The organism is Natronorubrum aibiense, assembly GCF_009392895.1.
GTDB lineage: Archaea > Halobacteriota > Halobacteria > Halobacteriales > Natrialbaceae > Natronorubrum > Natronorubrum aibiense.
The window spans coordinates 1,172,810-1,194,760 of sequence record NZ_CP045488.1; the positions used below are offsets into that span (position 1 = coordinate 1,172,810).

Annotated in this window: 20 protein-coding genes and 1 pseudogene; 11 read left to right on the forward strand and 10 right to left on the reverse strand. The window is 62.9% G+C overall.

Annotation, left to right across the window (positions count from 1 at the left end; all coding sequences use genetic code 11):
• Positions 1-20 precede the first annotated feature (20 nt).
• Positions 21-443 (forward strand): DUF7522 family protein, encoded by a 423-nt coding sequence (locus GCU68_RS05810; protein ID WP_152939777.1) that lies wholly within the window; start codon positions 21-23, stop codon positions 441-443.
• Positions 444-507: 64 nt separating this feature from the next.
• Here GCU68_RS05810 and GCU68_RS05815 read toward each other — a convergent pair whose 3' ends face one another.
• A complete protein-coding gene (locus tag GCU68_RS05815) occupies positions 508-927 on the reverse strand; it encodes an Hsp20/alpha crystallin family protein (RefSeq protein WP_152939779.1) in 420 nt (139 codons plus the stop codon).
• An 89-nt stretch (positions 928-1,016) separates the two neighbouring features.
• A complete protein-coding gene (locus GCU68_RS05820; protein ID WP_152939780.1) occupies positions 1,017-1,472 on the reverse strand; it encodes a peroxiredoxin in 456 nt (151 codons plus the stop codon).
• 204 nt (positions 1,473-1,676) lie between these two features.
• Here GCU68_RS05820 and GCU68_RS05825 point away from each other — a divergent pair.
• A pseudogene (locus GCU68_RS05825) lies at positions 1,677-3,012 on the forward strand (RNA-guided endonuclease InsQ/TnpB family protein).
• A 50-nt stretch (positions 3,013-3,062) separates the two neighbouring features.
• On the opposite strand, the gene pheA reads toward GCU68_RS05825, so the two are convergent.
• On the reverse strand, positions 3,063-3,875 hold the full coding sequence (pheA, locus tag GCU68_RS05830; RefSeq protein WP_152939782.1) for a prephenate dehydratase: 813 nt from the start codon (positions 3,873-3,875) through the stop codon (positions 3,063-3,065).
• A gap of 90 nt (positions 3,876-3,965) precedes the next feature.
• Positions 3,966-4,331, reverse strand: coding sequence for a group I truncated hemoglobin (locus GCU68_RS05835; RefSeq protein ID WP_152939783.1), 366 nt, complete (start codon positions 4,329-4,331; stop codon positions 3,966-3,968).
• A 118-nt stretch (positions 4,332-4,449) separates the two neighbouring features.
• Here GCU68_RS05835 and hemC point away from each other — a divergent pair, with 118 nt between their 5' ends.
• The 5 genes from hemC (at position 4,450) to GCU68_RS05860 (ending at position 9,156) form a co-directional block, all read left to right on the forward strand.
• Complete coding sequence (gene hemC / locus GCU68_RS05840; RefSeq protein WP_152939785.1) at positions 4,450-5,571, forward strand: hydroxymethylbilane synthase; 1,122 nt, start codon at positions 4,450-4,452, stop codon at positions 5,569-5,571.
• The gene (cobA, locus tag GCU68_RS05845) at positions 5,572-6,381 is read left to right on the forward strand and encodes a uroporphyrinogen-III C-methyltransferase (protein WP_152939787.1); all 810 of its coding nucleotides are present in this window, start codon (positions 5,572-5,574) and stop codon (positions 6,379-6,381) included. It abuts the gene before it with no gap.
• Between the two features lie 10 nt (positions 6,382-6,391).
• Positions 6,392-7,135 carry a uroporphyrinogen-III synthase gene (locus tag GCU68_RS05850; protein ID WP_152939788.1) on the forward strand — a complete coding sequence of 248 codons (744 nt, stop codon included), beginning with the start codon at positions 6,392-6,394 and terminating at the stop codon, positions 7,133-7,135.
• A 115-nt stretch (positions 7,136-7,250) separates the two neighbouring features.
• Positions 7,251-7,610 carry a hypothetical protein gene (locus GCU68_RS05855; RefSeq protein WP_152939790.1) on the forward strand — a complete coding sequence of 120 codons (360 nt, stop codon included), beginning with the start codon at positions 7,251-7,253 and terminating at the stop codon, positions 7,608-7,610.
• Positions 7,611-7,659: 49 nt separating this feature from the next.
• On the forward strand, positions 7,660-9,156 hold the full coding sequence (locus tag GCU68_RS05860; RefSeq protein WP_152939792.1) for a single-stranded-DNA-specific exonuclease RecJ: 1,497 nt from the start codon (positions 7,660-7,662) through the stop codon (positions 9,154-9,156).
• On the opposite strand, the gene GCU68_RS05865 is transcribed toward GCU68_RS05860, so the two are convergent.
• Positions 9,148-9,903, reverse strand: coding sequence for a PHP-associated domain-containing protein (locus tag GCU68_RS05865; protein WP_152939794.1), 756 nt, complete (start codon positions 9,901-9,903; stop codon positions 9,148-9,150). The genes GCU68_RS05860 and GCU68_RS05865 overlap by 9 nt on opposite strands.
• A 283-nt stretch (positions 9,904-10,186) precedes the next feature.
• Complete coding sequence (locus GCU68_RS05870; protein WP_152939796.1) at positions 10,187-10,576, reverse strand: hypothetical protein; 390 nt, start codon at positions 10,574-10,576, stop codon at positions 10,187-10,189.
• Between the two features lie 162 nt (positions 10,577-10,738).
• Here GCU68_RS05870 and GCU68_RS05875 point away from each other — a divergent pair, with 162 nt between their 5' ends.
• Together GCU68_RS05875 and GCU68_RS05880 are read left to right on the forward strand one after the other, a co-directional pair.
• Positions 10,739-11,056 carry a DUF5783 family protein gene (locus GCU68_RS05875; protein WP_152939797.1) on the forward strand — a complete coding sequence of 106 codons (318 nt, stop codon included), beginning with the start codon at positions 10,739-10,741 and terminating at the stop codon, positions 11,054-11,056.
• Between the two features lie 81 nt (positions 11,057-11,137).
• Positions 11,138-11,497: a NifU family protein gene (locus GCU68_RS05880; RefSeq protein WP_152939799.1), complete on the forward strand. Its 360-nt coding sequence runs from the start codon at positions 11,138-11,140 to the stop codon at positions 11,495-11,497.
• 65 nt (positions 11,498-11,562) lie between these two features.
• Here the strand turns inward: GCU68_RS05880 and GCU68_RS05885 are convergent, their stop codons facing one another.
• Both GCU68_RS05885 and GCU68_RS05890 read right to left on the reverse strand, forming a co-directional pair.
• Positions 11,563-12,468 (reverse strand): ketopantoate reductase family protein, encoded by a 906-nt coding sequence (locus tag GCU68_RS05885; protein ID WP_152939800.1) that lies wholly within the window; start codon positions 12,466-12,468, stop codon positions 11,563-11,565.
• 46 nt (positions 12,469-12,514) lie between these two features.
• Positions 12,515-12,808 carry a DUF7130 family rubredoxin-like protein gene (locus tag GCU68_RS05890; RefSeq protein WP_152939802.1) on the reverse strand — a complete coding sequence of 98 codons (294 nt, stop codon included), beginning with the start codon at positions 12,806-12,808 and terminating at the stop codon, positions 12,515-12,517.
• A gap of 458 nt (positions 12,809-13,266) precedes the next feature.
• Here GCU68_RS05890 and GCU68_RS05895 point away from each other — a divergent pair, with 458 nt between their 5' ends.
• Entirely contained in the window at positions 13,267-14,175 is a 909-nt protein-coding gene (locus GCU68_RS05895; RefSeq protein ID WP_152939804.1) for an alpha/beta fold hydrolase, read from the forward strand.
• A 298-nt stretch (positions 14,176-14,473) separates the two neighbouring features.
• Here GCU68_RS05895 and GCU68_RS05900 read toward each other — a convergent pair whose 3' ends face one another.
• Entirely contained in the window at positions 14,474-19,606 is a 5,133-nt protein-coding gene (locus tag GCU68_RS05900; protein WP_152939806.1) for a DNA polymerase II large subunit, read from the reverse strand.
• Position 19,607: 1 nt separating this feature from the next.
• Positions 19,608-20,072 (reverse strand): PPC domain-containing DNA-binding protein, encoded by a 465-nt coding sequence (locus GCU68_RS05905; protein WP_152939808.1) that lies wholly within the window; start codon positions 20,070-20,072, stop codon positions 19,608-19,610.
• A 265-nt stretch (positions 20,073-20,337) separates the two neighbouring features.
• Between GCU68_RS05905 and GCU68_RS05910 the strand changes: the two genes are divergently transcribed.
• Positions 20,338-21,921, forward strand: coding sequence for an ABC transporter substrate-binding protein (locus GCU68_RS05910; protein ID WP_152939810.1), 1,584 nt, complete (start codon positions 20,338-20,340; stop codon positions 21,919-21,921).
• Positions 21,922-21,951 lie beyond the last annotated feature (30 nt).

Here is a 21,951-nt window from a genome sequence, read left to right on the forward strand (position 1 = left end):
GTGGCGACCTATACGGTGCGATGAGTCAGGATCGATTCACCACCGACATCTCGACCGCACTGGCCGACGAACTCGTCAGTATCGCTCGAACCGGACTCGGCGACGAGCTTCGCAGCGTCATCTACTTCACGCCGACGACGTTCGACGTCCTCTACGTCAGACAGGACATCTACGAGTCGCACGCGGACGCTCGCCGCGCCAAATCACCGCTGGTCGACCTCGAGTCCGTCGGGTTCGTGGAAGCGCCCGTCCGCAGCGCGCTCTCGGGGTCCGACGGCAGCATCGAACTCGGCCCGTACTCGTTTACCATCCGCGTCCACGACAACGGGTTCGTCGTCAGAAAGCTCGTCGGTGACGTCGGCGTGCTCCTGACGACCGACAGTATGGATATCGCGGCGTTCAGGGATGCAGCGACCGCGATCGAGCGGCACCTGCACCAGTAGGTGTTTCGACCGTCGATAGTCGACCACGGCGAACGATCGCCGCACAGTCGCTGTCGATTCCGTGCTACTCGATGTCGATCGCTTTCGACTCGGCGTCACCGCCGACTTTCGGGAGCCGAACCGTCAACACGCCGTTTTCGTGACCCGCCGTCACCGACTCCTCGTCAACCGGTTCCGGGAGCCGAATGCGGCGACTCACCGACGTTCGGGTCCGCTCGCGCCGGAGATAGCGGTCGCCCTCGTGTGTGAAGTCCTCTCCGCGGTCGGCGTCGAGGCGAAGGGTCCCCTCCGAGAGCGTCAGCTCGATGTCGTCGGTTTCGTAGCCCGGCAGATCGGCCGTGACGACGTACTCCTCGTCGGTGTCGACGACGTTGACCGGGACGGAGCCGGGAACCTGCAACCCGCCGCCGGTCATTCCTTCCTCGACCTGTCGGCTGACGCGGTCGAGCATCTCCTCGATCTCCTCGAACGGGTTTCCTCGCATACGCGACGATACGCCCTCGAGTGGGATAAATTCTGCCCGGGACCCGAGGTCAGAAGGCGGCTGCGTGCGGTTCCGCATCGACCGGAGCGCTACTCGGGAAGCGAGACGAGGCCGTCTTCGAGCGCGTCGAGCAACACGTCCCGCGCGTGGCCGTCCGGATCGACGTTTTCGTAGACGGCTTGTACCTCGCCGTCGGCGAGGACAAAGGTCGTCCGCGCGGTCTTCCCGTCCCGAAGGTCGACATCGAAGGCGTCGGCGATCTCGGCGTCAGGATCGGCTAGCAGGTCGAACTCGAGGCCCTCCTGTTCGCAGAACGCTTCGTGGGAATCGACGTCGTCAGTCGAGACGCCGTAGACATCGACACCGGCATCGTGGTAGGTCTCGCGCTCGCGCTGGAACTGGTTCGCCTCGATCGTACAGCCGGGCGTGTCGTCTCGCGGGTAAAAGTAGAGGACGGTCGGCTCGTCGAACTCGAGGGTAAGGGTATCGCCGTCCTGAGTCGGTGCGGTCACGGTGGGCGCGTCGTCGCCGGCGTCGAGCGTCATGTGACCGACTACCGTGCGTGGTCTAAAACAGATTTCGATGGCCGAGGTGAGCCGCCGTTACGGAGAGTCAAGGAGAAAGCCCCGCCCTTCAGGGCGGGGATGAATCCGACACACCCCTTCACATCCTACAGTTCGATGGCACGGCTGGATATTCCACGCTGCGCAATCCATACCTTCATGTAGGTCTTTCTACATAGGTTACGTATGGCGAAACAGGTCGTCACCCGCACCTACACTGCTTCCATCAGGAACCAGTCACAGGTGCAAGACGACCTCGATTCGCTCGGGTTCTCAGCATCGAAACTCTGGAACGTCGGACGGTGGACAATCAGTCGTGTCTGGGATGAAATCGGCTACATCCCCGAACACGACGAACTCACCGCGTACCTCAAGAGCCACGAACGCTACGATGACCTGCATTCTCAGTCAAGTTCGTTCGAGACGGCGAAGCCGTCTCGTGATGCCAATGAGCTTCGCTCATTGAGCACAGCGCGTTCTTCAAGAACTCGCTGAAGCGTTCAACGGCTGGTACGGCAAACGACGCAACGGAGATACGAACGCGAACCCGCCCGGCTACCGCAAACACGGCGACAAACACCCACGTTCCACAGTCACATTCAAAGCCGCTGGTTTCAAACTCGACACCCAGTACAACCGCGTTCGACTCTCAAAAGGGTCGAACCTCAAGGAGTACTGGTCGGACTTCATCCTCTGCGAATACCAAACTCGTCCCGACGTTGACCTCTCCACCGTGGAGGGCGTTCAACAAGTCAGGGCCGTTTGGACAGGGGATGAATGGGAACTGCACTTCGTGTGTAAAGTCGAGGTCGAAGTGTCCGAAGCACCGGGTGAGAAGACAGTGGGTGTTGACCTTGGCATCAACAACTTCGCCGCACTCGCCTATGAAGACGGTCACGCCGAACTGTACCCGCTGAACTGCCTGAAGCAGGACGACTACTACTTCAGCAAGCGTATCGCTCGCTGTGATGACTCTGGTTCCGAGCAAGCCACTCGGTTGAACCAGAAGAAGTCCGCTCGCCGCACTCACTACTTCCATACCCTCTCGAAACACATCGTTCAACAGTGTGTGGACGAGGGAGTTGGAACGATTGTGGTGGGCGACCTCTCCGGTATCCGTGAGGACGAGGAGAACGGCGAGTCGAAGAACTGGGGCAAGCACGGCAACCTTGACTTGCACTCGTGGGCGTTCGATCGTTTCACCTCGATGCTTGAATACAAGGCCGAGATGGAGGGAATCACGGTTGAGCAAGTATCTGAGCGTGACACGTCGAAGTCGTGTTCGTGTTGTGGTCGCAAGCGTGACGGGAATCGTGTTGAACGCGGGTTGTACGTCTGCGACGAGTGTGGTACGGTGGCGAACGCGGACGTGAACGGTGCTGAGAACATTCGACAGAAAGTATCTCCGAGTCTCGCCACGGATGGCGGTGATAGGAGTAACGGCTGGTTGGCACAGCCATCAACGTTCCTGTTTGACAAGGAAACTGGTGCGTTCGCACCGCAAGAACAGGTCACGTCGTAAACCACAATATCCCAACGCGGGAATCCTCGCCCTTCAGGGCGGGGAGGATGTCAATCGACGACGTGTTCGGTGTCGTACGAGCCGAGCCGTCGGACCCAGCCGTTCTCGGCCAACTCTTCGAGATCCTGAATCGCTTCTTTCGTCCGTGCTTCGTAGAGGCCAGCCTCGATGTCGATGTGGAAGACGTAGTCGCCCAACCGCTGCCCGCTGGGCCGGGATTCGACGCGCGTGAGGTTGATCTCACGGTCCGCGAAGGGCTCGAGCAGTTCGAGCAACAGTCCCGGGTAGTTCGCGTTCGGGTAGACGACGAGCGTGGACTTGCCGCCGCCTTTCGAGCGCTCCTCGGCGGGTGCGAGCGCGAAGAATCGAGTCGCGTTCGAGTCCTGATCCTGAATGTCCTCGGCCAGCACCTCGAGGCCGTCGCCGCCGTTGTCGGGGTGTCCGATACCGGCGATCGACGGGTCGTCGCGGGCGAACTCGACGCCCTGGGCGGTACTCGCGACGGCCTCGAGCGTGGCGTTGGGGTACTCGCGGTCGAGATAGGAGCGACACTGGGCCAGCGCCTGTGAGTGGCTGGCGATGGTGTCGAACTCCGACCCCTGAGCGAGCAAGGCGTGTCTGATCGGGGTGACGATCTCGCGGACGACGGCGACGTCGTACTCCGCGAGCGCATCGAGGCTCTCCGTGACGCTGCCTTCGATGCTGTTTTCGATCGGGATGACGCCGCGGTCGTACTCGCCGCGGGCGACGGCGTCGACGATCGACGTGACCGACTGACGGAAATCGATCTCGTCAGCGTCGGCGATCGCCGTCGCGGCCCGGTGTGAGTACGTTCCTTCGGGACCGAGCGTGACTGCAGTCATTGGGTTGTGCTACCGGGGATGGGATCAAAAGACCTCGGGTCCGGCGCGACGACGCGGACGGACTCGAGACACGGACCGGCTCGCCGTCGATCAGGCCGTTGCCGTCACGATCGCGTCCTCGTACTCACCGACGGCGGACAGAACCGCCTCGCGGTCGTCGGCGTCGACATCAAACTCCTCGAGCGCCGCCTCGAGATGGGTTGCAATCGCGTCGAAATCCGGTTTCGTGATGCCGAGATCGTCGTGTGCAGCCTCCATGTCAGCGCCGGTGTAGTCGACGGGACCACCCGCGACGGCGCTGATGAACTGGGTCTGGTGGGCACGCTGGCGCTGCATATCGACGTCGTCGAAGTAGTGGGAGACCTGATCGTCTGTGACGACGCGGTCGTAGAATTCGTCGACGACTGCTTCGATTGCATCCTGTCCGCCGAGTCGTTCGTAGAGAGTTTCGCTCATCCGCTCGAACGTACCGACGAGATAGACATAAACTCCCGGTCGAATATGTTCTCGTGTAGACCGCAACCGGCGTCCGATAAGCGTGCGCTTTTCATACCCCAAGCGCAGACTCATGGCTATGAGAACACGCGGATCGTTGCGATTGGCGACACGGGGGTCGACACTCGCCCGGCGGCAGGCCTCGCTGGTACAGGAGGCACTCGAGGACCGACGCTACGAGGTCGAACTCGTCACCGTCGACACCACGGGCGATCAGATTAGAGACGAATTGATTCACCGATTGGGGAAAACGGGAGCGTTCGTCCGCGAACTCGACGAACGCGTCCTCGAGGGCGACCTCGACGGAGCGATCCACTCGATGAAGGATATGCCGACCGAACAACCTGAAGAGCTGGTGACCGCGGCGGTGCCCGAGCGCGGGCCGCCGGGTGACCTGCTCATCACGCCCGACGGCACGACGCTCGAGGACCTGCCCGAGGGCGCGACCGTCGGCACCTCGAGTCTGCGTCGGCGCGCGCAACTGCTCGCACAGCGTCCCGACCTCGAGGTCGAGCCACTGCGGGGGAACGTGGATACGCGTCTCGAGAAGTTGCTCGCGCCCGCGCTGCAAGCGGAGCACCAGAAGCGATCGGAGGCGGACAAAGAGCGTAAGGGTAACACCGGTAACGACGACTTCGAGCCCGAGTTCGACCAGAACGTCGACGACTGGTTCGACGGGCTCTCGGAACTCGAAAAGCAGGCGCTCGGCCGCGAGGTCGACGTCGAGTACGACGCCATCGTGCTCGCACAGGCCGGCCTCGAGCGCAGCGGCCTCGACCACTACGTCGACTATCAGGAACTCCCGACGTCGACGTTCGTCCCCGCACCGGGACAGGGCGCGCTCGCGGTCACGGCGACCGACGGCGAGACGGCCCGCGAGATCCAGTCCGTAATCGATCACCCGCGCAGCCGCGTCGAGACGACGGTCGAGCGAACCATCCTCGCGGAACTGGGCGGCGGCTGTATCGCACCGGTCGGCATCTACGCGATTCTGCAGGGCGAGTACGTCCACGCGACCGTGAACGTCTTCGATCAAGATGGCGAGGAGTCCGTGACCGGCAGTCGGGACCTGCCCGTCGAGAACCACGCCGAAGCGGCCCGCGAGTTCGCCCGGGATCTGGCGGACCGCGGCGCGGCGGAACTGATCGACCAGGCTCGTGATGAGAGCGACGACGACGAGGACGCACCGGAGGGGAAGTAGATGCCAGCGACGGACGCCGGTGACGGGAGCGACCCCGAACCCGGCACCGTCTACCTCGTCGGGAGCGGTCCCGGCGACCCCGACCTGCTCACTGTTAAAGCAACGCGGCTGCTCGAGGCGGCCGACGTCGTCCTCCACGACAAACTCCCCGGGCCGAATATCATCGAGCGCCTCCCCGAGGACCGTCGCGAGGACGTCGGCAAGCGCGCCGGCGGCGAGCGCACGCCCCAGTCAGAGATCAACGAGCGACTCGTCGAACTCGCCCGCGAGGGGAAGTCGGTCGTCCGGCTCAAAGGCGGCGACTCGTTCGTCTTCGGCCGCGGCGGCGAGGAAGCCGAGTATCTGGCTGCCCACGACGTCCCGTTCGAGGTCGTCCCCGCCGTCACGTCGGCCATCGCCGCGCCCGCGGTCGCCGGCATTCCGGTTACTCACCGCGATCACGCCTCTTCAGTCTCGTTCGTCACCGGCCACGAGGACCCGACCAAAGACGAGTCGAGCGTCGACTGGGATGCGCTGGCCGCCACCGGCGGCACCATCGTCGTCCTGATGGGCGTCGGTCGGCTGCCAGACTACACGACGGCGCTGCTCGAGGCCGGGATGGCCCCCGAGACGCCGGTCGCACTGATCGAACGCGGCACGTGGCCGGGCCAACGGGTCGCGACGGGCACGCTCGAGACCATCGTCGACGTCCGCGACGCCGAAGACATCTCGCCGCCGGCCGTGACCGTGATCGGCGACGTCGCCGGCACCCGCGAGTCGGTCGTCGAGTTCCTTCGGAACGACTACGGCGATACGAGCGAGGATACCTAGTACGAACGTCATGAGTGACACACCCACCGTTGCCGTCTTTCGCCCGGACGACGACCGCCTCACCGACGCCGTCGCCCTGCTCGAGGATGCGGGCGCGTCCCCAGTCGCCGACCCGATGTTGGCCGTCGAGGCGACCGACGCGACGCCACGGACCGACGCCGACTACGTGATCCTCACGAGCAAAACCGGCGCGGAACTCGTCTCCGCAGCCGGCTGGGATCCCGGGGATGCCACCATCTGTGCGATCGGCCCTGCGACCGCCGATGCGCTCCGCGAGGAGGGCTACACCGTCGATATCGTCCCCGAGGAGTACACCTCGAGTGGCCTCGTTGCGACCCTCGAAGCCGACGTCGACGGCGCACGCATCGAGGTCGCCCGCAGCGACCACGGCAGCGCGGTCTTGCTCGAGGGCCTCGAGGAGGCGGGTGCGTACATCCACGAGACGATCCTCTACCGGCTGGTCCGTCCCGCGGACAGCGGCGAATCGGCCGAACTGGCTGCCGATGGAGAGCTCGATGCCACCTGTTTCACCTCGTCGCTGACCGTCGAGCACTTCCTCGAGGCCGCCGCCGACCGTGGTGTGCGCGAGGAGGCGCTCGCCGGACTCGAGGACGTTACGGTCGGCGTCATCGGCGAGCCGACGGCCGACACCGCCGCCGCGCTGGGGATCGGCGTCGATGTCGTTCCTGCGGACGCCACCTTCGAGGCGCTCGCACGCGAGACGCTCGAGGCCATCGGGACGACCCCCGCGTAACGCCTCCCACATAACACCCACCGCCGACCGTGCGCGCTATGGTGTATAATCACACAACCAGCACTGGCAAGGAGAGCGCTGAGGCTCGCTCGAGCCGACAGCACTGGTTGTACCGATGGCAGTCGCAACGTCGCTCTCACAGAAACTGGATCCACCAGCGTCGGTCGGGCTCCGACGCGCGTTTTTCGTCCTCTGGGGCATCGACACGGTTGCTGCAACGCTGTTCTTTCTGGTCCCATACGCAACCGAACTCAATCCCGTGACCGTCTTCTTCTACGGCCTGTTCGGGCTACCGGGGGTCGTTCTCGCCGCCGTCTGCTATGCCGCGCTCGTGATGGGCATCGGTCACGTACTCTCGGACCCGCTCGACGTCCGATTCGTGGTCGGCGTCGTCGTCCTCTACGTCGCGTTCGCGGCGAACAACATCGTCCTGTTGCTCGCTCGCAGATCGTTGGTAGAACTGCTCGTGGTGTGACGGCGCCAGACCGCAGGTTTATGAGCGAAGCCGGCCCAAAGATAGCTCGATGGCTGGGCCGATTCCCGAACTCGAGGAGTGTGCGACGCGCTGTGCAAGGCGGCTCCGTGAGGCCGACCGTGTCTTGTTGGCCTCACACATCGACGCCGACGGACTGACCAGCGCCGCGATCGCCGCCCAGGCGCTCGAGCGGGCACGGATTCCCTTCGAGACGGTTTTCGAGAAACAACTCGACGAGGACGCGATCGCCGCGATCGCGGCGACCGAGTACGACACCGTCCTCTTTACCGACTTCGGGAGCGGCCAACTCGACGTCATCAGCGAATACGAATCCGACAACGCGTTCACCCCGGTGATCGCGGACCACCACCAGCCGGCGACGATAGACGAGGACGGTGAGTCGGTCCGCGTCGACACCGACTACCACCTCAACCCGTTGCTGTTCGGCATCAACGGCGCGTCCGAACTCTCCGGCGCCGGTGCGAGTTACGTCCTCGCGCGCGCACTCGCTGCGGTCTCGGACCAGCAGCCGGACGAGCCGGTCGCGACCGATGGCGGAACAACCACTGCTGCCCGCTCGGACAACCGCGATCTCGCTGCGCTGGCCGTCGTCGGTGCCGTCGGCGACATGCAGGCCTCCGGCGGCGAACTCCACGGCGCGAACGCGAAGATCGTCGCCGAGGGCGTCGACGCCGGCGTCGTCGAGACCGGCAAGGACCTCGCGCTGTACGGCAAACAGACCCGGCCCCTGCCGAAACTGCTCGAGTACGCCACCGACGTCCACATTCCCGGCATCTCCAACGACGCCAACGGCGCGTTGCGCTTTCTGGACGGACTCGACCTCGAGTTGAAACGCGACGGCGAGTGGCGACGGTGGGCTGGGCTCACGAACGACGAAAAGCAGACCGTCGCCAGCGCGCTCGTCAAACGGGCCGTCTCGAGTGGCGTCCCGGCGACGAAGATCGACGGCCTCGTCAGCACGGCCTACGTCCTGCCCGACGAACCCGTCGGCACCGAACTCCGGGATGCAAGCGAGTTCTCGACGCTGCTCAACGCGACCGCGCGCTACGAACGTGCCGACGTCGGTCTCGGCGTCTGTCTCGGTGATCGAGGCGAGGCGCTCGAGCGGGCCCGAAAGCTCCTGCGCGATCACCGGCGTAACCTCTCCGAAGGAATCGATCTGGTCACACAAGAGGGCGTCACCCACGAGGACAACCTCCAGTGGTTCCACGCGGGTGACCGTATCCGTGAGACGATCGTCGGTATCGTCGCGGGGATGGCGATGGGAAATCAGGGGATCAGTCGCTCGAAGCCGATCATCGCCTTCGCCGACAAAGACGACGAGCACGTCAAGGTCTCGGCTCGCGGCACCCACAGTCTCGTCCGAAACGGCCTCGATCTCTCCGTCGTCGTCGGCGAGGCCTCGCGTGCCGTCGGCGGCGATGGCGGCGGTCACGACGTGGCTGCCGGGGCGACAGTTCCGAAAGGAGACGAAAATGTGTTCATCGAACGGGCAGACGCGATCGTCGGCGAGCAGCTATCCTGAGCGGTCCATCGACGCCGGCATCGTCGGCACCAGCGGCGCACGGGAAGTGAGCAGATACGCCGACTTACGAACGGCTCCCTTGGTGTACTGAATCGTACTTTTGTGAATCGGCGTGCGTTTTCCTCGGATATGGGTGCGGCCCTCGAGGATCGCTTCGACGAGGTTGTCGCCGTCGATGGCGGCTTTCGTCGGGGTTGCTCCGTCGGGATCGACGAGAATTTCGGTGTAGGCTTTGCCGACGTTCGGGAGGTAGTGGGCGTCGCTCGCGCCAATTTCGGGATAGTCGCGCCGGCGGGCGAACGTGCGGGCGCGTCGATTTCGGTAGCCAGTAAAGACCATCGAGTTGTACGTCTCGATGGCGTCGGCATCTCCGATATGACGTTTGCGGACGCCGTGACGGCTCCGCTGGAACGGATGTGGGACAACCGCGATCCCGCCCAGTTCGCGGACAGCGGCGACGGTGTCCATGAACGGCTGGCCAGGGTCCGGTCGCTGTTCGACACCGATCGCAAGCAAGTGGCCATGTCGCGTCGACACCTCGACGCCGGGAATCCCGATCAGTCCGTACTCCGGTGCGAGTTCGGCGGCACGGAGTGACTCGCCGATTTCGTCGTGGTCGGTGATGACGACGCCGTCGAGGCCGATATCGGCCGCATGTTCTAAGATGAGCTCGATCGGTTCGTGACCGTCGTACGAGTCATCCGAATGCACGTGAAAGTCGATCGCAAAGGGAATCTGCGCTGTCATAGGGACCGTCTCGAAGGGTGAGTACCCATTCTGCTGACGAGCGTATAAGCACTCCGCCGGTCGTCATCGACGGATAGTGACGATTTAATATCGCATTATGGAGTTTATCACCGTATTACTCAATGAGTAATAGCCAGCGATGGGGATGGTGATCCCGTCGACTTGCCGGCACAGACTGCTCTGGAACCAGAACGGCACTGCGCCGAACTGTACGCTCGAGACACGGGATGGGGTCGATGAATCAATACGTCATTGACCACCGTGTCGACCGCACGTGAACGATTCATCCCATTGGTGACAGATTGTCCGGAATGACGTCCGAAAACCGAATGCCTTCCAAGGCGTCGCGGACCTCCGCGTGATCGGTCGGTTCGTCGACAGACTCGTGAACAGTGTGCATACACTCGAGGAGGCCCTCGATGGCAGCCTGACGAGTTGAAACGCGGCCGATCGATTCGCTGACCGTGCGGTCGGTGAAGAAGTAGCGATAGCGAAGCTCCCAGCAGTGGCTGAGCCCGAGTCCGGGATGGGTCTGATCGGCGGACGTCCGATCGGCAACGAGTTCGATGGGCGGCTGGCCGTGACGATACGCGAACGTCCCGTCACAGCAGTCAGCAGGCCCCCATCCAGGAGGTAACTCTTCGCGCGGAATGGGGAGATAATCTGGGGACATGTAGCTTCCTGACGCACGTGGGGGAGTGTCGGTTCCGCTTGCGTACGCATCGTCAGTATGTAGGTACCCCATACCGAGTTACTAGCCTGTCATCACCAACGAAACGGACCGTCCAACCGACCGATCGTCCGACTTTTGTCGTCGCTCACCATCCACTCGAGTATGGCCGATTTCGATCCCGAGAAATTCGAAGACAAGTACGCCAACTACTTTCCCGAACTCCAGCAGGCCTACAAGAACGCGTTCAATCGCATGAACGAGCAGTACGACTCCGAGCTCGTCCACGCAATCGACCAGCAGGTCTTGAACGAAAGCGAACCGTTCTACGAAGGTGACGGCCAGTTCCGCATTGAACTTCCCGACGATCCGTACGGGCGCCTCTCCGGCGTGCTCGTCGAGGAAGAGCGGTTCGAACAGGTCCTCGAGCGCCACGTCGAGGAGATCGAAACCGAACTCGAGCGGATCTTCGGGTTCGCCTGAACCGGCCTGGATCGCTCCGGCTAGCGGCGAGCGATTCGGGATGACGGAAGGTTTAGGGGTGCGCACACCCAAGGGTGGCCTATGAGTACCGAGACCCAGAACGACGGGGACGACCTCGAGGAACGCGTCGCGAACTTCCTGCGGCGAAACTTCCCGCAGATCCAGATGCACGGCGGCAGCGCGGCCATTCAGGATCTCGACCGTGAGACGGGCGAGGTCAGTATCGCACTCGGTGGTGCCTGCAGTGGCTGTGGGATCTCGCCGATGACGATTCAGGCAATCAAGAGCCGAATGGTCAAAGAGATTCCCGAAATCGAGAAGGTCAACGCCCACACCGGCGCCGAAGGCGGCAGCGACATGGGCGGCATGAGCCCGTCGTTCCCCGGCGAAACCGTCGACGACGACGGTGAAGCGGACGAAGGCCCCGAAGCTCCGTTCTAACGCATACGAACCCGATTTTTCGTTTATCAGCCGATCAGCAGCGGCGCTAGAGATTTGGACGGCGATCAGCGCACGCCGGCCCCGCGTTCCCACGTTCGCACCAGCATCGTGAGAATCCGGTTCGTCGGTACCTCGAGTCGCTGTTCGGCGGCCCGATCGACCACGTAGCCGTTGATCGCATCGATTTCGGTGCGGCGCTCGGTGAGAACGTCTTGGCGCATCGAGGACGTGTTCGCGGCTGTATCGGTCGCGACGGACTCCATGCTCGCGACAGCGTCCCGATTGGCGAGTGATACGTCACACGACCGCGCGACCCGCGCCGTCTCGCGGGCTGCCGTCCGCGCGAGCTCGTTTGCCGGCGCCTCGAGGACGGCGCCGTTTTCGGTTCCCGTCAGCGCCGTCACGGCGTTGATCCCCGCGTTGACCGCGAGCTTTTCCCAGAGTCGGCGAGGCATATCGGTGGCGACGGTCGTCTCGAGGCCAGCCGACGCGAACAGGTCGCCGATTCGATCCGCACGCTCAACGGACCCACCCGACCGAGCTCCGAGAACGATCTCGCCGATTCCGGTACACTCGACGACGCCGGGCGCTCGCAGAACCGCACCGTAGGAGGCGGTGCCGGCGAGCACCGGACACTCGAGTGCCGCGGCGAGGGTTTCCTCGTTTCCCATGCCGTTTTGCAGGGAGAGTACGGTATCGTACGAGCCCGTCGCGAGTGTCTCGGCAGCCGCAGCGGTGTCGAAGGCTTTGACCGCCACGATCGCCAGCTCGGCCTCGAGACCCCGTCCGTCAGTCGTGACGGCCGGCTCGACCGTCGCCTCGAGTTCGCCACGCAGTTCGAGTCCAGTCTCGCGAACGGCGCTGGCGTGGGGGTCGCGCGCGACGAGCGTGACCGCGGTCGCAGGACGGGTTGCGAGTGCGCCACCGACGAGACTTCCGAGACTTCCGGCTCCGAACACGACGATATCCATAGCTGTCGGCTGAACCGACGCGAGCGCGATAAAAGCGGGTTTCGACCTAGTCCTCGGTCCAGTAGTAGAGTTCTTCTCGACCCGCCTCACAGGACGGACAGCTGTCGGGCAGGTCGCGATCGAGCGATCCCATCTCGCCGCACTCGAAACAGCGCCACATCAGGTGTGCCTCACCGAACTCGTGACCCGAGCGGACGTGCTCGACGCTCATCCCCTCGAGGCCCTCGCGGAGGGTGATGTAGAACCCTTCCTCGTCGAAGCCACGGATCCGCCCGATCTTGTCGCCGTTTTCGGTGTAGACCGCCATTCCGAACCCGAGCCGTGGTTGTTCTGTGGCCATACCGATCTCAACGCTGTGACGGGCAATAAAGGCAACACAGGATCCAGCTCGGGAGAATATCGATGGCTGCGGAAATTCGCCACGGTCGGATACTGTCTCCATAAATAATTATCCGCTATATAGAATCCCCACATGTGCTCGGTCGAGGGGGCAAATCTCGTCGATTTTGTGACAGTCCCACCCACGGTAATAGAAAACAATATACATCCCCCGTTCAGAGAGGTGGTCGTGATACTTGGTCGCACCGCTGGAGCGTCGTCCGGGACGCTGCCAGTCGAACCGCGTTGTCTCGAATCAGTCCGAGTGGGGAGCCGATCGACCACCGTCGATCGTGTAGTCGATACGGGTGTCGGACGATCGGCACGCCTGCGCCCTGTCGCCCCCCTGACGGACAGTCACAGCAACCGCTACCACTTCGCGATCCGACTCGGCCATCACGGCGATGAGGTGGCCGTCGTATGACCGGAACCGGCGTCGCCACCGTCGGCAACTGCCGGATTGCGTACCGACGCGCCGGAACCAGTGGCCCTCCCGTCGTTCTCTGTCATGGGGCCGGGATCGACGACGCGACGGTCTCGTGGCGTCACACCATCGACGCCCTCGCCGAGGACTACCAGGTCTATGGGATCGACTGGCCGGAGTACGGCAACAGTACGGGCAGCGTTACCCATACACTCGAGACGTACGTCGACGTCCTCGAGGGCTTCCTCGAGACGTTGCCCTACGACCGCGTCTCGCTGGCCGGCATCTCGATGGGAGGCGGGGCAACGCTTGGCTACGCGCTCAGACAGCCCGACCGCGTCGAACGGCTGGCGCTGGTCGACAGCTACGGCCTCGGCGGCCGGCTACCCAGTGCCCTGCCGTGGAAACTCCTCGGGCAGATTCCCGGAGCCACGGAGTTCGGGAAACTCGCCTGCAGCGCCTCGAGCGAGAGCGTTCGCATGGTCCTCGACAGCCTCGTCGCCGACGCCAGCGACCTGCCCGAGCCGTTCGTCGAAGACGTCAGAGCAAAACTGATGGAACCGGGGTCGATTCAAGCCTTCAAGCAGTTCCAGCGGAACGAACTCTCGTTTAACGGTCGCGTCGCGACGAACTTCGTCGACGACCTCGAGTCGCTGACCGTTCCAACGCTGCTCGTCCACGGCCGAAACGATCCGCTCGTTCCCGTCGAGTGGTCGATCCGCGCCGCGAAGCGACTGCCCGACGCCGAACTGGATCTGGTAGGCAACTGTGGCCACTGGACCCCACGGGAACGCCCAAAACGGTTCAACCAGAGCCTCCGCGAGTGGCTCCCGGACCATCGACACACTCCGAAGATACAGTATCCAAAAGGACAGATTCCGGGGTTGACTCGAGCCAGCGACTGATACGGATTGCTGTAACTATTTACTGCCGATCGCCAGAACGGGTCGGCGATCGGCGGTAATTGACTACGGTAAACCGTATGATACGGGCTGCTGTCCCGAGTTCTCGGTACTGACCGGTGGGAGTTCGGCCGACTGGTCAGGTTGCGGGATCGGCTGGCTGGCCGAGAGCAAACGCTAGCCAACGTGTTCGGTTATACTATCGAGGGACACGCCACCGAACTCTACGAGGGCCGCGGAACCTTCGGTTCCGCCTGATCACGAGAGACGCAGTCTCTCGAAGGCGTTCCCTCGAGACAAGCTACATGAAATCCTCGATACCTGACTGCTTGTTTTTGTCGTTCTCGAAGATGCTCTCTAAGGATTTCTCGAGGACCTCGAGGCGCTGTTTCGTGTAATCGCGGCAGTCGTACTCCTCGGCGACCTGAATCGCCGTTTGCATGTACTTGTTCACCGATCCCTGGTGGACGGTGAGGTTGACCCGACCACCGCACTCGCGGCAGTCGCCGGTCAACGGCATCCGGCGGAACTTCTCGCCACAGTCGAGACAGCGGGTTTCCTGTCGCGAGAACGCCCGGAGGTTGCCGATCAGATCCGGCAGGAAGTGGCCTTCGATGACCCGTTCGGCGACGTCAGTCTCGTCGACTGACTCGAGTTTGCGCGAGAGCTCGAGCTGGGCGTCCATCTTGTCCATCATCGAGCCCAACGTCTTGTACGCCGAGAGGTCCGGCCCCATCGCGATGTTGGTGGTGTCGTGAGTGTGGTCGAAGCCGGTGTACTCCAGATCGGTGCCGAGGTTTGCCTCGGCGATCTCGACGTCGACGTCCTCGGGGTCGGCCTGCTCGCGGGTCGCGAGATAGAACTCGCGGGGGTACTGGGAGACGACGTCCATGTTGTGGGCCTCGTCGTCGATCTCGGAGGGATCGATGCGGGAGGACATGACCAGCGGAGCGTCCATCTTCCCGCCGCGCTGGTCGGGGAGGAACGACTTACTGAAGTTGAGCAGTCCGTCGAGAAGGAGCATGACGCAGTCTTCGTCACCGTCGCACTGACCGACGTACAGATCGTTGGCAACCAGTGTATTCGTCTCCTCGACAGTGAGACAGTAGGTGTATTCGACGTCACTCTCGACGATCTCGACGGAAACGACTTCGTCGAGCCACGTATCGCCGCCGTCAGCGAAAAGGCGCTGCGAGCGGAGTTCGGTCGTCTCAAGGACATCGGTAATCGTCTCCTGTTTCCGTTCGAGATGGAACCCGATACGTTCAGCGAACCGAGCAGCGTTCTCGGACGTGATTTTGAGAACCCACGATTCGAATTCGGGGACTGGTTCGTCATCACCGTAGAACTCGGCGACGGCTCCATTGGACGGACGCCGCGTTTCGCGGTAGGTTTTCGCTGCGATACCGAAACGTTTCAGCGCAGCAACGAGGTCGGTTGCAAGTTCGTCACTGATTGTGTGTGCTCGAACCTCGATTCGTTCGCTCGACGTACTCCCGTCTCCGCTGAAGTACGCGGCCAAGAATGCGCGCAGCTGGGAGCGAGAGCTATCGAGAACGGAATCCGGAATCCGCTTCGTTTCCGCGGTCGCACCGAGGTCGAGCACGTCGGCGAACAGCGCCGAGACGAGACGGCTCGAGACGGTTACTTTCCACTCGTTCTCTTCGAACGCGGCGATCGAGAGCGCGTCGGTGAACACATCGATGATGTCATCTCGAGCCGCTCTGTCGGGCGTACAGATCGTCGTCTGATAGAACGATCCGTCTTCACGACGAGTGAAACCTTCAGAAGCGTAGTATCCGAGCAGCGTCGCGACGGAATCGTCGATCTCGAACTGTCGTTCGACAGCTGCGGTGTCGCGTTTCATCCCGAGGGTAACGTCGTCCGGAATGCGGTCAAGCAGTTCCGCAGCGTCGAAGAAAGTGAGAAGCGAACCGACTGGAACACTGTCTCGGTTCACCCAGTTGTAGACCGTCGACTGAGAAACTCCCAGTCGTTCCGCAACCGGTTTGAGATACGCCTGATTCGGCGTTGCGTCGTCGAGTAAGTCCTTGATTTGTTCGGAGCCCAGCTCGCGGATAACGAGCGAGTCGTTCGGAATGGCATCCGCCTCGATAAACGCTTTCAGCAGATCGATCGATTTCGTCGTCCCCTCGAAGTCGATCGATTTCGGACTCGGGAGTTCGTCGCCAGCCGAAAGTTCGCGAGCGTCGACGGACTCCAAGCCTGCCGGCGTCCATCGACGGAACGTGTGATCCTGAGTTACGGTTAGCGTTCGACCACTCCGTGTTTCGATCCGAACGAGATGATCGGGGGCCAGATGTTTCGAAACAGTTTCAACGGGCTGTTCGACGGGCGTTCCATCGGCAGTGACTGATGGGACGCAGAGTCCGTCGACGTCCTGAACGAGCGTTCCGAAATCGTCTTCTTCGGGATCAGTCAAGCGCTCTTCGACGATCGTTTCGATCGATTCGTAACCCCAGTCACCGTTGTGGTTCTGGGACCAGAGTTTCGTCTCTGGGTGGAAGCAGTTCCGGCGTTTCGCGGCGTGAAAGTACGGATGAGCGTATCCGACTGCGGCACTCGTAAAACCAATCACTCGACCGACAGTTGCTGCCGACGTGTGCGGTGCCATCCCGAAGACGAGTTCGCCCACGAGATCCTGTCGGTCTTCGAACTCGTAGAACCGCTCGAGGCCGTAGTACTGCTCGAGCAAGTCGTCGATGAAGTCGGCGGTCTGGAGCATATGCTCGGCAGCACCGTCGGAGAGGACGATGTCCTGAACTTTGAGTTCGACCAGCTGGTCCTCGTGGGTCAGCGGGTCGCCGTGGATGTCTTCCTCGTAGCCCAGCGCTCGGAGTTGGCCGACCTCGATGTCGAGTTCGCTCGCCCGGACCGACGTGACCGGGAGGTCGGTCATGTCGTAGCGGACAGTGCCGTCTTTGAACGCCGAGACGTCGTGTTTCGCCCGTAGAACCCCTTTTTCGATCGGTTCGGGGATCTTCGTCGCCGACGACAGTCCCTTGACGCCTTTCAGGATCTCGAAGGCGTTCTCGCGTTCGCCGACCGACTCGAGGGCGTCGCGGTACTCCTCGTTGATGTCGATCTCGCGGGGTTCGACGCAGGTGGCCTCGCGTTCACAGCGATCACACTCGACGCGGCCGGCCTCGTCGGGTTCGATGCGCTGGTCGCAGTCGGGACAGCGGTAGTCGGGTTTCGTCCGCGTCTCGCAGGTCGGACAGCGGTTCTTGAACGTCTCCGTCTCACAGGTCGGACAGCGCTGGCGCCCGATCTGGAGTTCGACGACGCCGGGCGTATCCGACATCGTCTCGGCGTGTTTAGCCGCGTTGGCGACGTTGCGCTGTGCGCCGCCGGCTTCACCAATGGGAAACAGCGTGTGAACCGGCGGGCTGAGGTCACGCCGTTCGGACTTCTCTGGACGGCCCATTCGGTTCCCGATTCGGGTCGGCGCACGTTCCCGGACGGCAAACGGCGCGACCTCGTTGACGGCTTCGATGGCGTTGTCGCCCTCCTCCTCGTGGCCCCACGTGCGAGCGCGCTCGGAGAGGTCGTCGTCGGACCAGGTGCGCTCGAGGTCGATGGCCGACTCCCGTCCGCGTCCGTCGGGATCCAATGCAGCGCCGTCGGCGACCGCTCGGCGAAGCTCACAACCCACCGTGCGAGCGAAGGGGCGCCAGTCGTCGATCTCGATCCGCTCCTCGCTTTCGCGCTGGCGGTGTTCGATGATGATCGTCTCGAGGGCGTCCCGGACATCGTCGGTGTACTCGAGGACGAGCGTGTCGTCGCCGTCGGCGTCGCCCTCGATCCGACCGTCCGCGACCGCGTCGGCGAGGGCACAGAACGCCTCGACCGAGAGGTCGTGCCAGAGGTAGGTGTACTCAGGATGCAGCGGCGCGTCGTACTCGAGCGCCCACTCGAGCGCTTCGTCGGGTTCGGGGAACTCGAGGTCGATCCGCGGGTCGTCTTCGAAGGCCTGTACGTCGACGCCGGCGGCCGCTACGTCCTGCACCCACCACTCGTAGGTGTAGGCAGCGGGTGCGAGCGGGTGGTTGTTCTCGACGAATTCGCCGTAGTTGACCAGGTACTCGCCGAGGTCGAGTATCTTTTCGACGCCGTTTCTGATCTCGAGGGCGTCCTCGGGGTCGTCGATCCGGCGCACGTCGCCGTTTGCCAGTTTGACGGTTGGGCCCTCGATGGAGTCGACGGGGACGACGCCCGCCGCTTTTCCGGGGCGTTCGGTTTTGATCTGGGTACCCGTCGCGAGGAAGTCGTCGACCAGATGCATCGCGGCGGGGTGGACGCCAGCGGTCGCAAAGCCGTGATTGCGCGCGCGCCCGTAACGCAGTCGAAACCCGCCCTTCGCGCAGGGGTGCGAGAAGACGGGGCGGCCGGCGATCAGGTCCCGGAGGTACTTCGTCGACTCCTCGACGCGTGGGGGGCCGTCGGGACCATCGGTGTCAGCATCGTCGCCGTCGTCTACGGAATCGTTTCCATCGGTGTCTGCGTCTTCCTCGTCACTGTCTCCCTCGTCGTCCGCGTCGCTCTGCTCGTCTTCCTCATCCGCGGCGTCGTCGTAGTAGGTGCCGTCGATGAGGTCCTGGAGCCACGGCCAGTCGACCTCGTCGAGATTCCGGGTGTAGCGCTGGATCTTCGGCGCTTTCAGTGCGATCCCCTCCGCGAGGACCAGACACATGCCACCACGGGCGCTGTTGGTGTCGACCCGCTCGAGATCTCGGAAGCCCGAGACCTCTTCGTCGCCGGTCGCCTCGCCGTCCAGCATGATCGGCATGTGTTTCGCGATGAACTTCGTCTCCTTGTCCTTCGGCGTGTACTGGAGCCCGGTTTCCTTGTCGTACAGCGAAATCTCCTCGGCGTAGCGTTCGATCTCCTCGTCGCGGGCGTCGTAGGACTCGAGGCCGACGAGCGCGCGGGTGTAGTCGGCGACCAGTACGGACAGCGCCTGTGCGGTCCCGCCGGCCGAGCGGATCGGGCCAGCGTAGTAGACGTTGACGAACTCGGTTCCGTCGCCGTTTTCCAGGATCTCGACCCGGTCGATCCCCTCGATGGGCGCGGCGACGACCCCCTCGGTCAGCAAGGCGACTGCAGTGCGGACTGCCCCTTCGACCTTGCCGGCTTTCGTCTCGTAGTCGCCGACGCGACCTTCCGCGAAGTCCTTCGCGAGTTCGAGTGCGGCCTCCTCGCGGCTCATCTCGCCTTCGAGTTCGCGGACGCGTTCGGCGACGCCATCGATGCCCAAAATATTCTCGACGCGGTCGGCCATGTCCTGGGCGACCGGAATCTCGACTTCGGGTTTCGGGTCGCCGCCGCGTTGTTTGGCCCGTTCGGCGACGTCGAACGCGTCGTCTAACTGGGACTCGAGTCGCTGGAAGTACCGTGTGTCTTCCTCCCGCATGTCAGAGCCAGAGATCGAGTTCGGTGGTCTCGTCGTACGCCCGCTCTAACCCGTCTTCGAAGACGCGCATGTGGACTTCACCGGCCCAGACCGTCGCCTCGTTCAGGTGGCCCGCGACGGCGGTGCCCTCGTCGTCCGAGAGGACGACGTGCGTGTGTGCGAATCGGTCGTACTGGCGAGACTCCGTCTCGCTGTCCTCCGAGTGTGACTCGGAGATTTCCAGCCACGAGACGTTGCCCACGCAGCTGGCGACCTCGAGCGGTTCGTCGAACTCGATCGGATAGTACTCGCAGTCGTCCTGATCGTAAAACCAGAGTTCGGCGTCTTGGACCGCACCGAGAGCGGTAAACCAGGCGGCATCGGCCTCGACCGCGTCGGCGAGGGACTCGATCTCGGCCCGCCAGTCGGCACCGGTCTCGAGGCGGGCGACGTACTCGTCCGTGGTCTCGACGGCGCGATAGTTCATACGACACAACTGTGTCCGCCGATAGAAAAAGGTCTGCGTTCGGTTACGCTCGACAAGGAGTTGGTAGCACTCCACACAATACCCTGACGGGCGGTTGCAGAACATAACTATTAGCAATTGTCGTTCGATCGAGCACAATAATCTGCGTTATTCAGCAGAGGTGGTATGAGATGATAGAGATCGGAAGACGTTGGTCGAATACGACCAGTATAAACAGTACACTTATCAAAAGTTATATAAGGGGTGGCAGAGCACATGTGACAATATGCCACAAGACATGGTGGACGTTACCAGGCGACGTCTCCTCGCTTCAGGGGCCGCCGTCTCCGCGGCAGCAATTGCAGGGTGCATTGGTGGCGGTGACGGTGATGGTGCCGAGCAGTTCCACTTCACGCAAGAGCAATCGCGCGAAGAACAGTTCGACCCCGTCATCTCGAACGACGCCTACAGCTTTCAGGTGATTCAACTCGTCTTCGACGGCCTCTACGAGTACAACGACGGACTCGAGTTACAGCCGAAACTCGCGACGGGCGAGCCGACCGTCGAGCGCGACGGGACGCGCTATATTTTCGAACTTGTGGAGGGAGCGACGTTCCACAACGGCGACGAGGTGACCGCCGCGGACGTCGCCCACTCCTTTACCGCGCCGGTCGAAGAGGAAACCGAAAACGCGGCCGAGTACGACATGATCGAGAACACCGAGGTCATCGACGACTACCAACTCCAGGTCGACCTCGGTGACGAGCCATACGGTCCGTTCGAACTCGCAACGATGGGTGTCACGGTGGTTCCCGAATCCGTCCGCACCGACGATCCCGAAGCGTTCAACAGGGATCCGGTCGGCTCCGGCCCGTTCGAGTTCGCCGACTTCCAGGACAACGAGTACGTCGAACTCGAGCGCAACGACGACTACTGGGACGACCTCGAGCCGAATCTCGAGCAGGTTCGCTTCGTCGCCCACGACGACGACGCGGGCCGGATCTCCGACATTCGATCGGGCGACACCGACGCCATCGCCGGGATTCCAAACGACGACTGGGACGTTCTCGAGGACGAGGAAGGGGTAGAGCTCTACTCGGCCGAGAGTCCGTCGTTCATGTATATGGCGTTTAATTGCAACGAGGGGCCAACAGCGAATCCGGAGGTCAGACGGGCGATCGCCCACTCGTTCTCGATGCAGGATTTCATCGAGTCCAACGCCGGAAACGTGGCCTCGCCGATGTACAGCCCGGTCCCACCGGTCGTCAACGACGTCTGGGGGTTCCCGGAAGACGAGTACCAGGAGCTGTTGCCCGAGTACGACCCTGACGAGGCCCAGTCGCTACTTGAGGAACACGCGCCAGACGACTTCGAGCCGACGATCATCACGCCGGAAGGGATTCGCACGCAACTGGCCGAACGGATCGCCACCCGATTAGACGAGATCGGCTACGGGGCCGACGTGCAGACGCTCGACTTCGCGACGCTGGTCGATACGTACACGAGCGGGAACGAGGACGACTACCAGATGTACATGCTGGGCTGGACTGGCGGCCCCGACCCCGACTTCTACCTCTACCCGCTCTTCCACGAGAGCCAGGCGGGCGTGAACCAGGGCCACTACTACGAGGGCAGCGACGGCTTCCACGACGACATCGCCGAGGCCCGCAACTCGGCCGACCAGGACGCACGATACGATCTGTACGAGCCCGTCATCCGAGAAATCGTCGAAGAACTGCCCGTGTTGCCCGCGTTTACCCAGGACAACACGATGGCTGCCCGCGACTACGTCCAGGGTCTGCAGGCCCATCCGGAAGTGACGAGAAACCCGACTCTCGTCGCGGAGTATACGAACGTCTCTATGGAGTAAACCGGACAGTGGCGCCACGCCGTCTCGGCG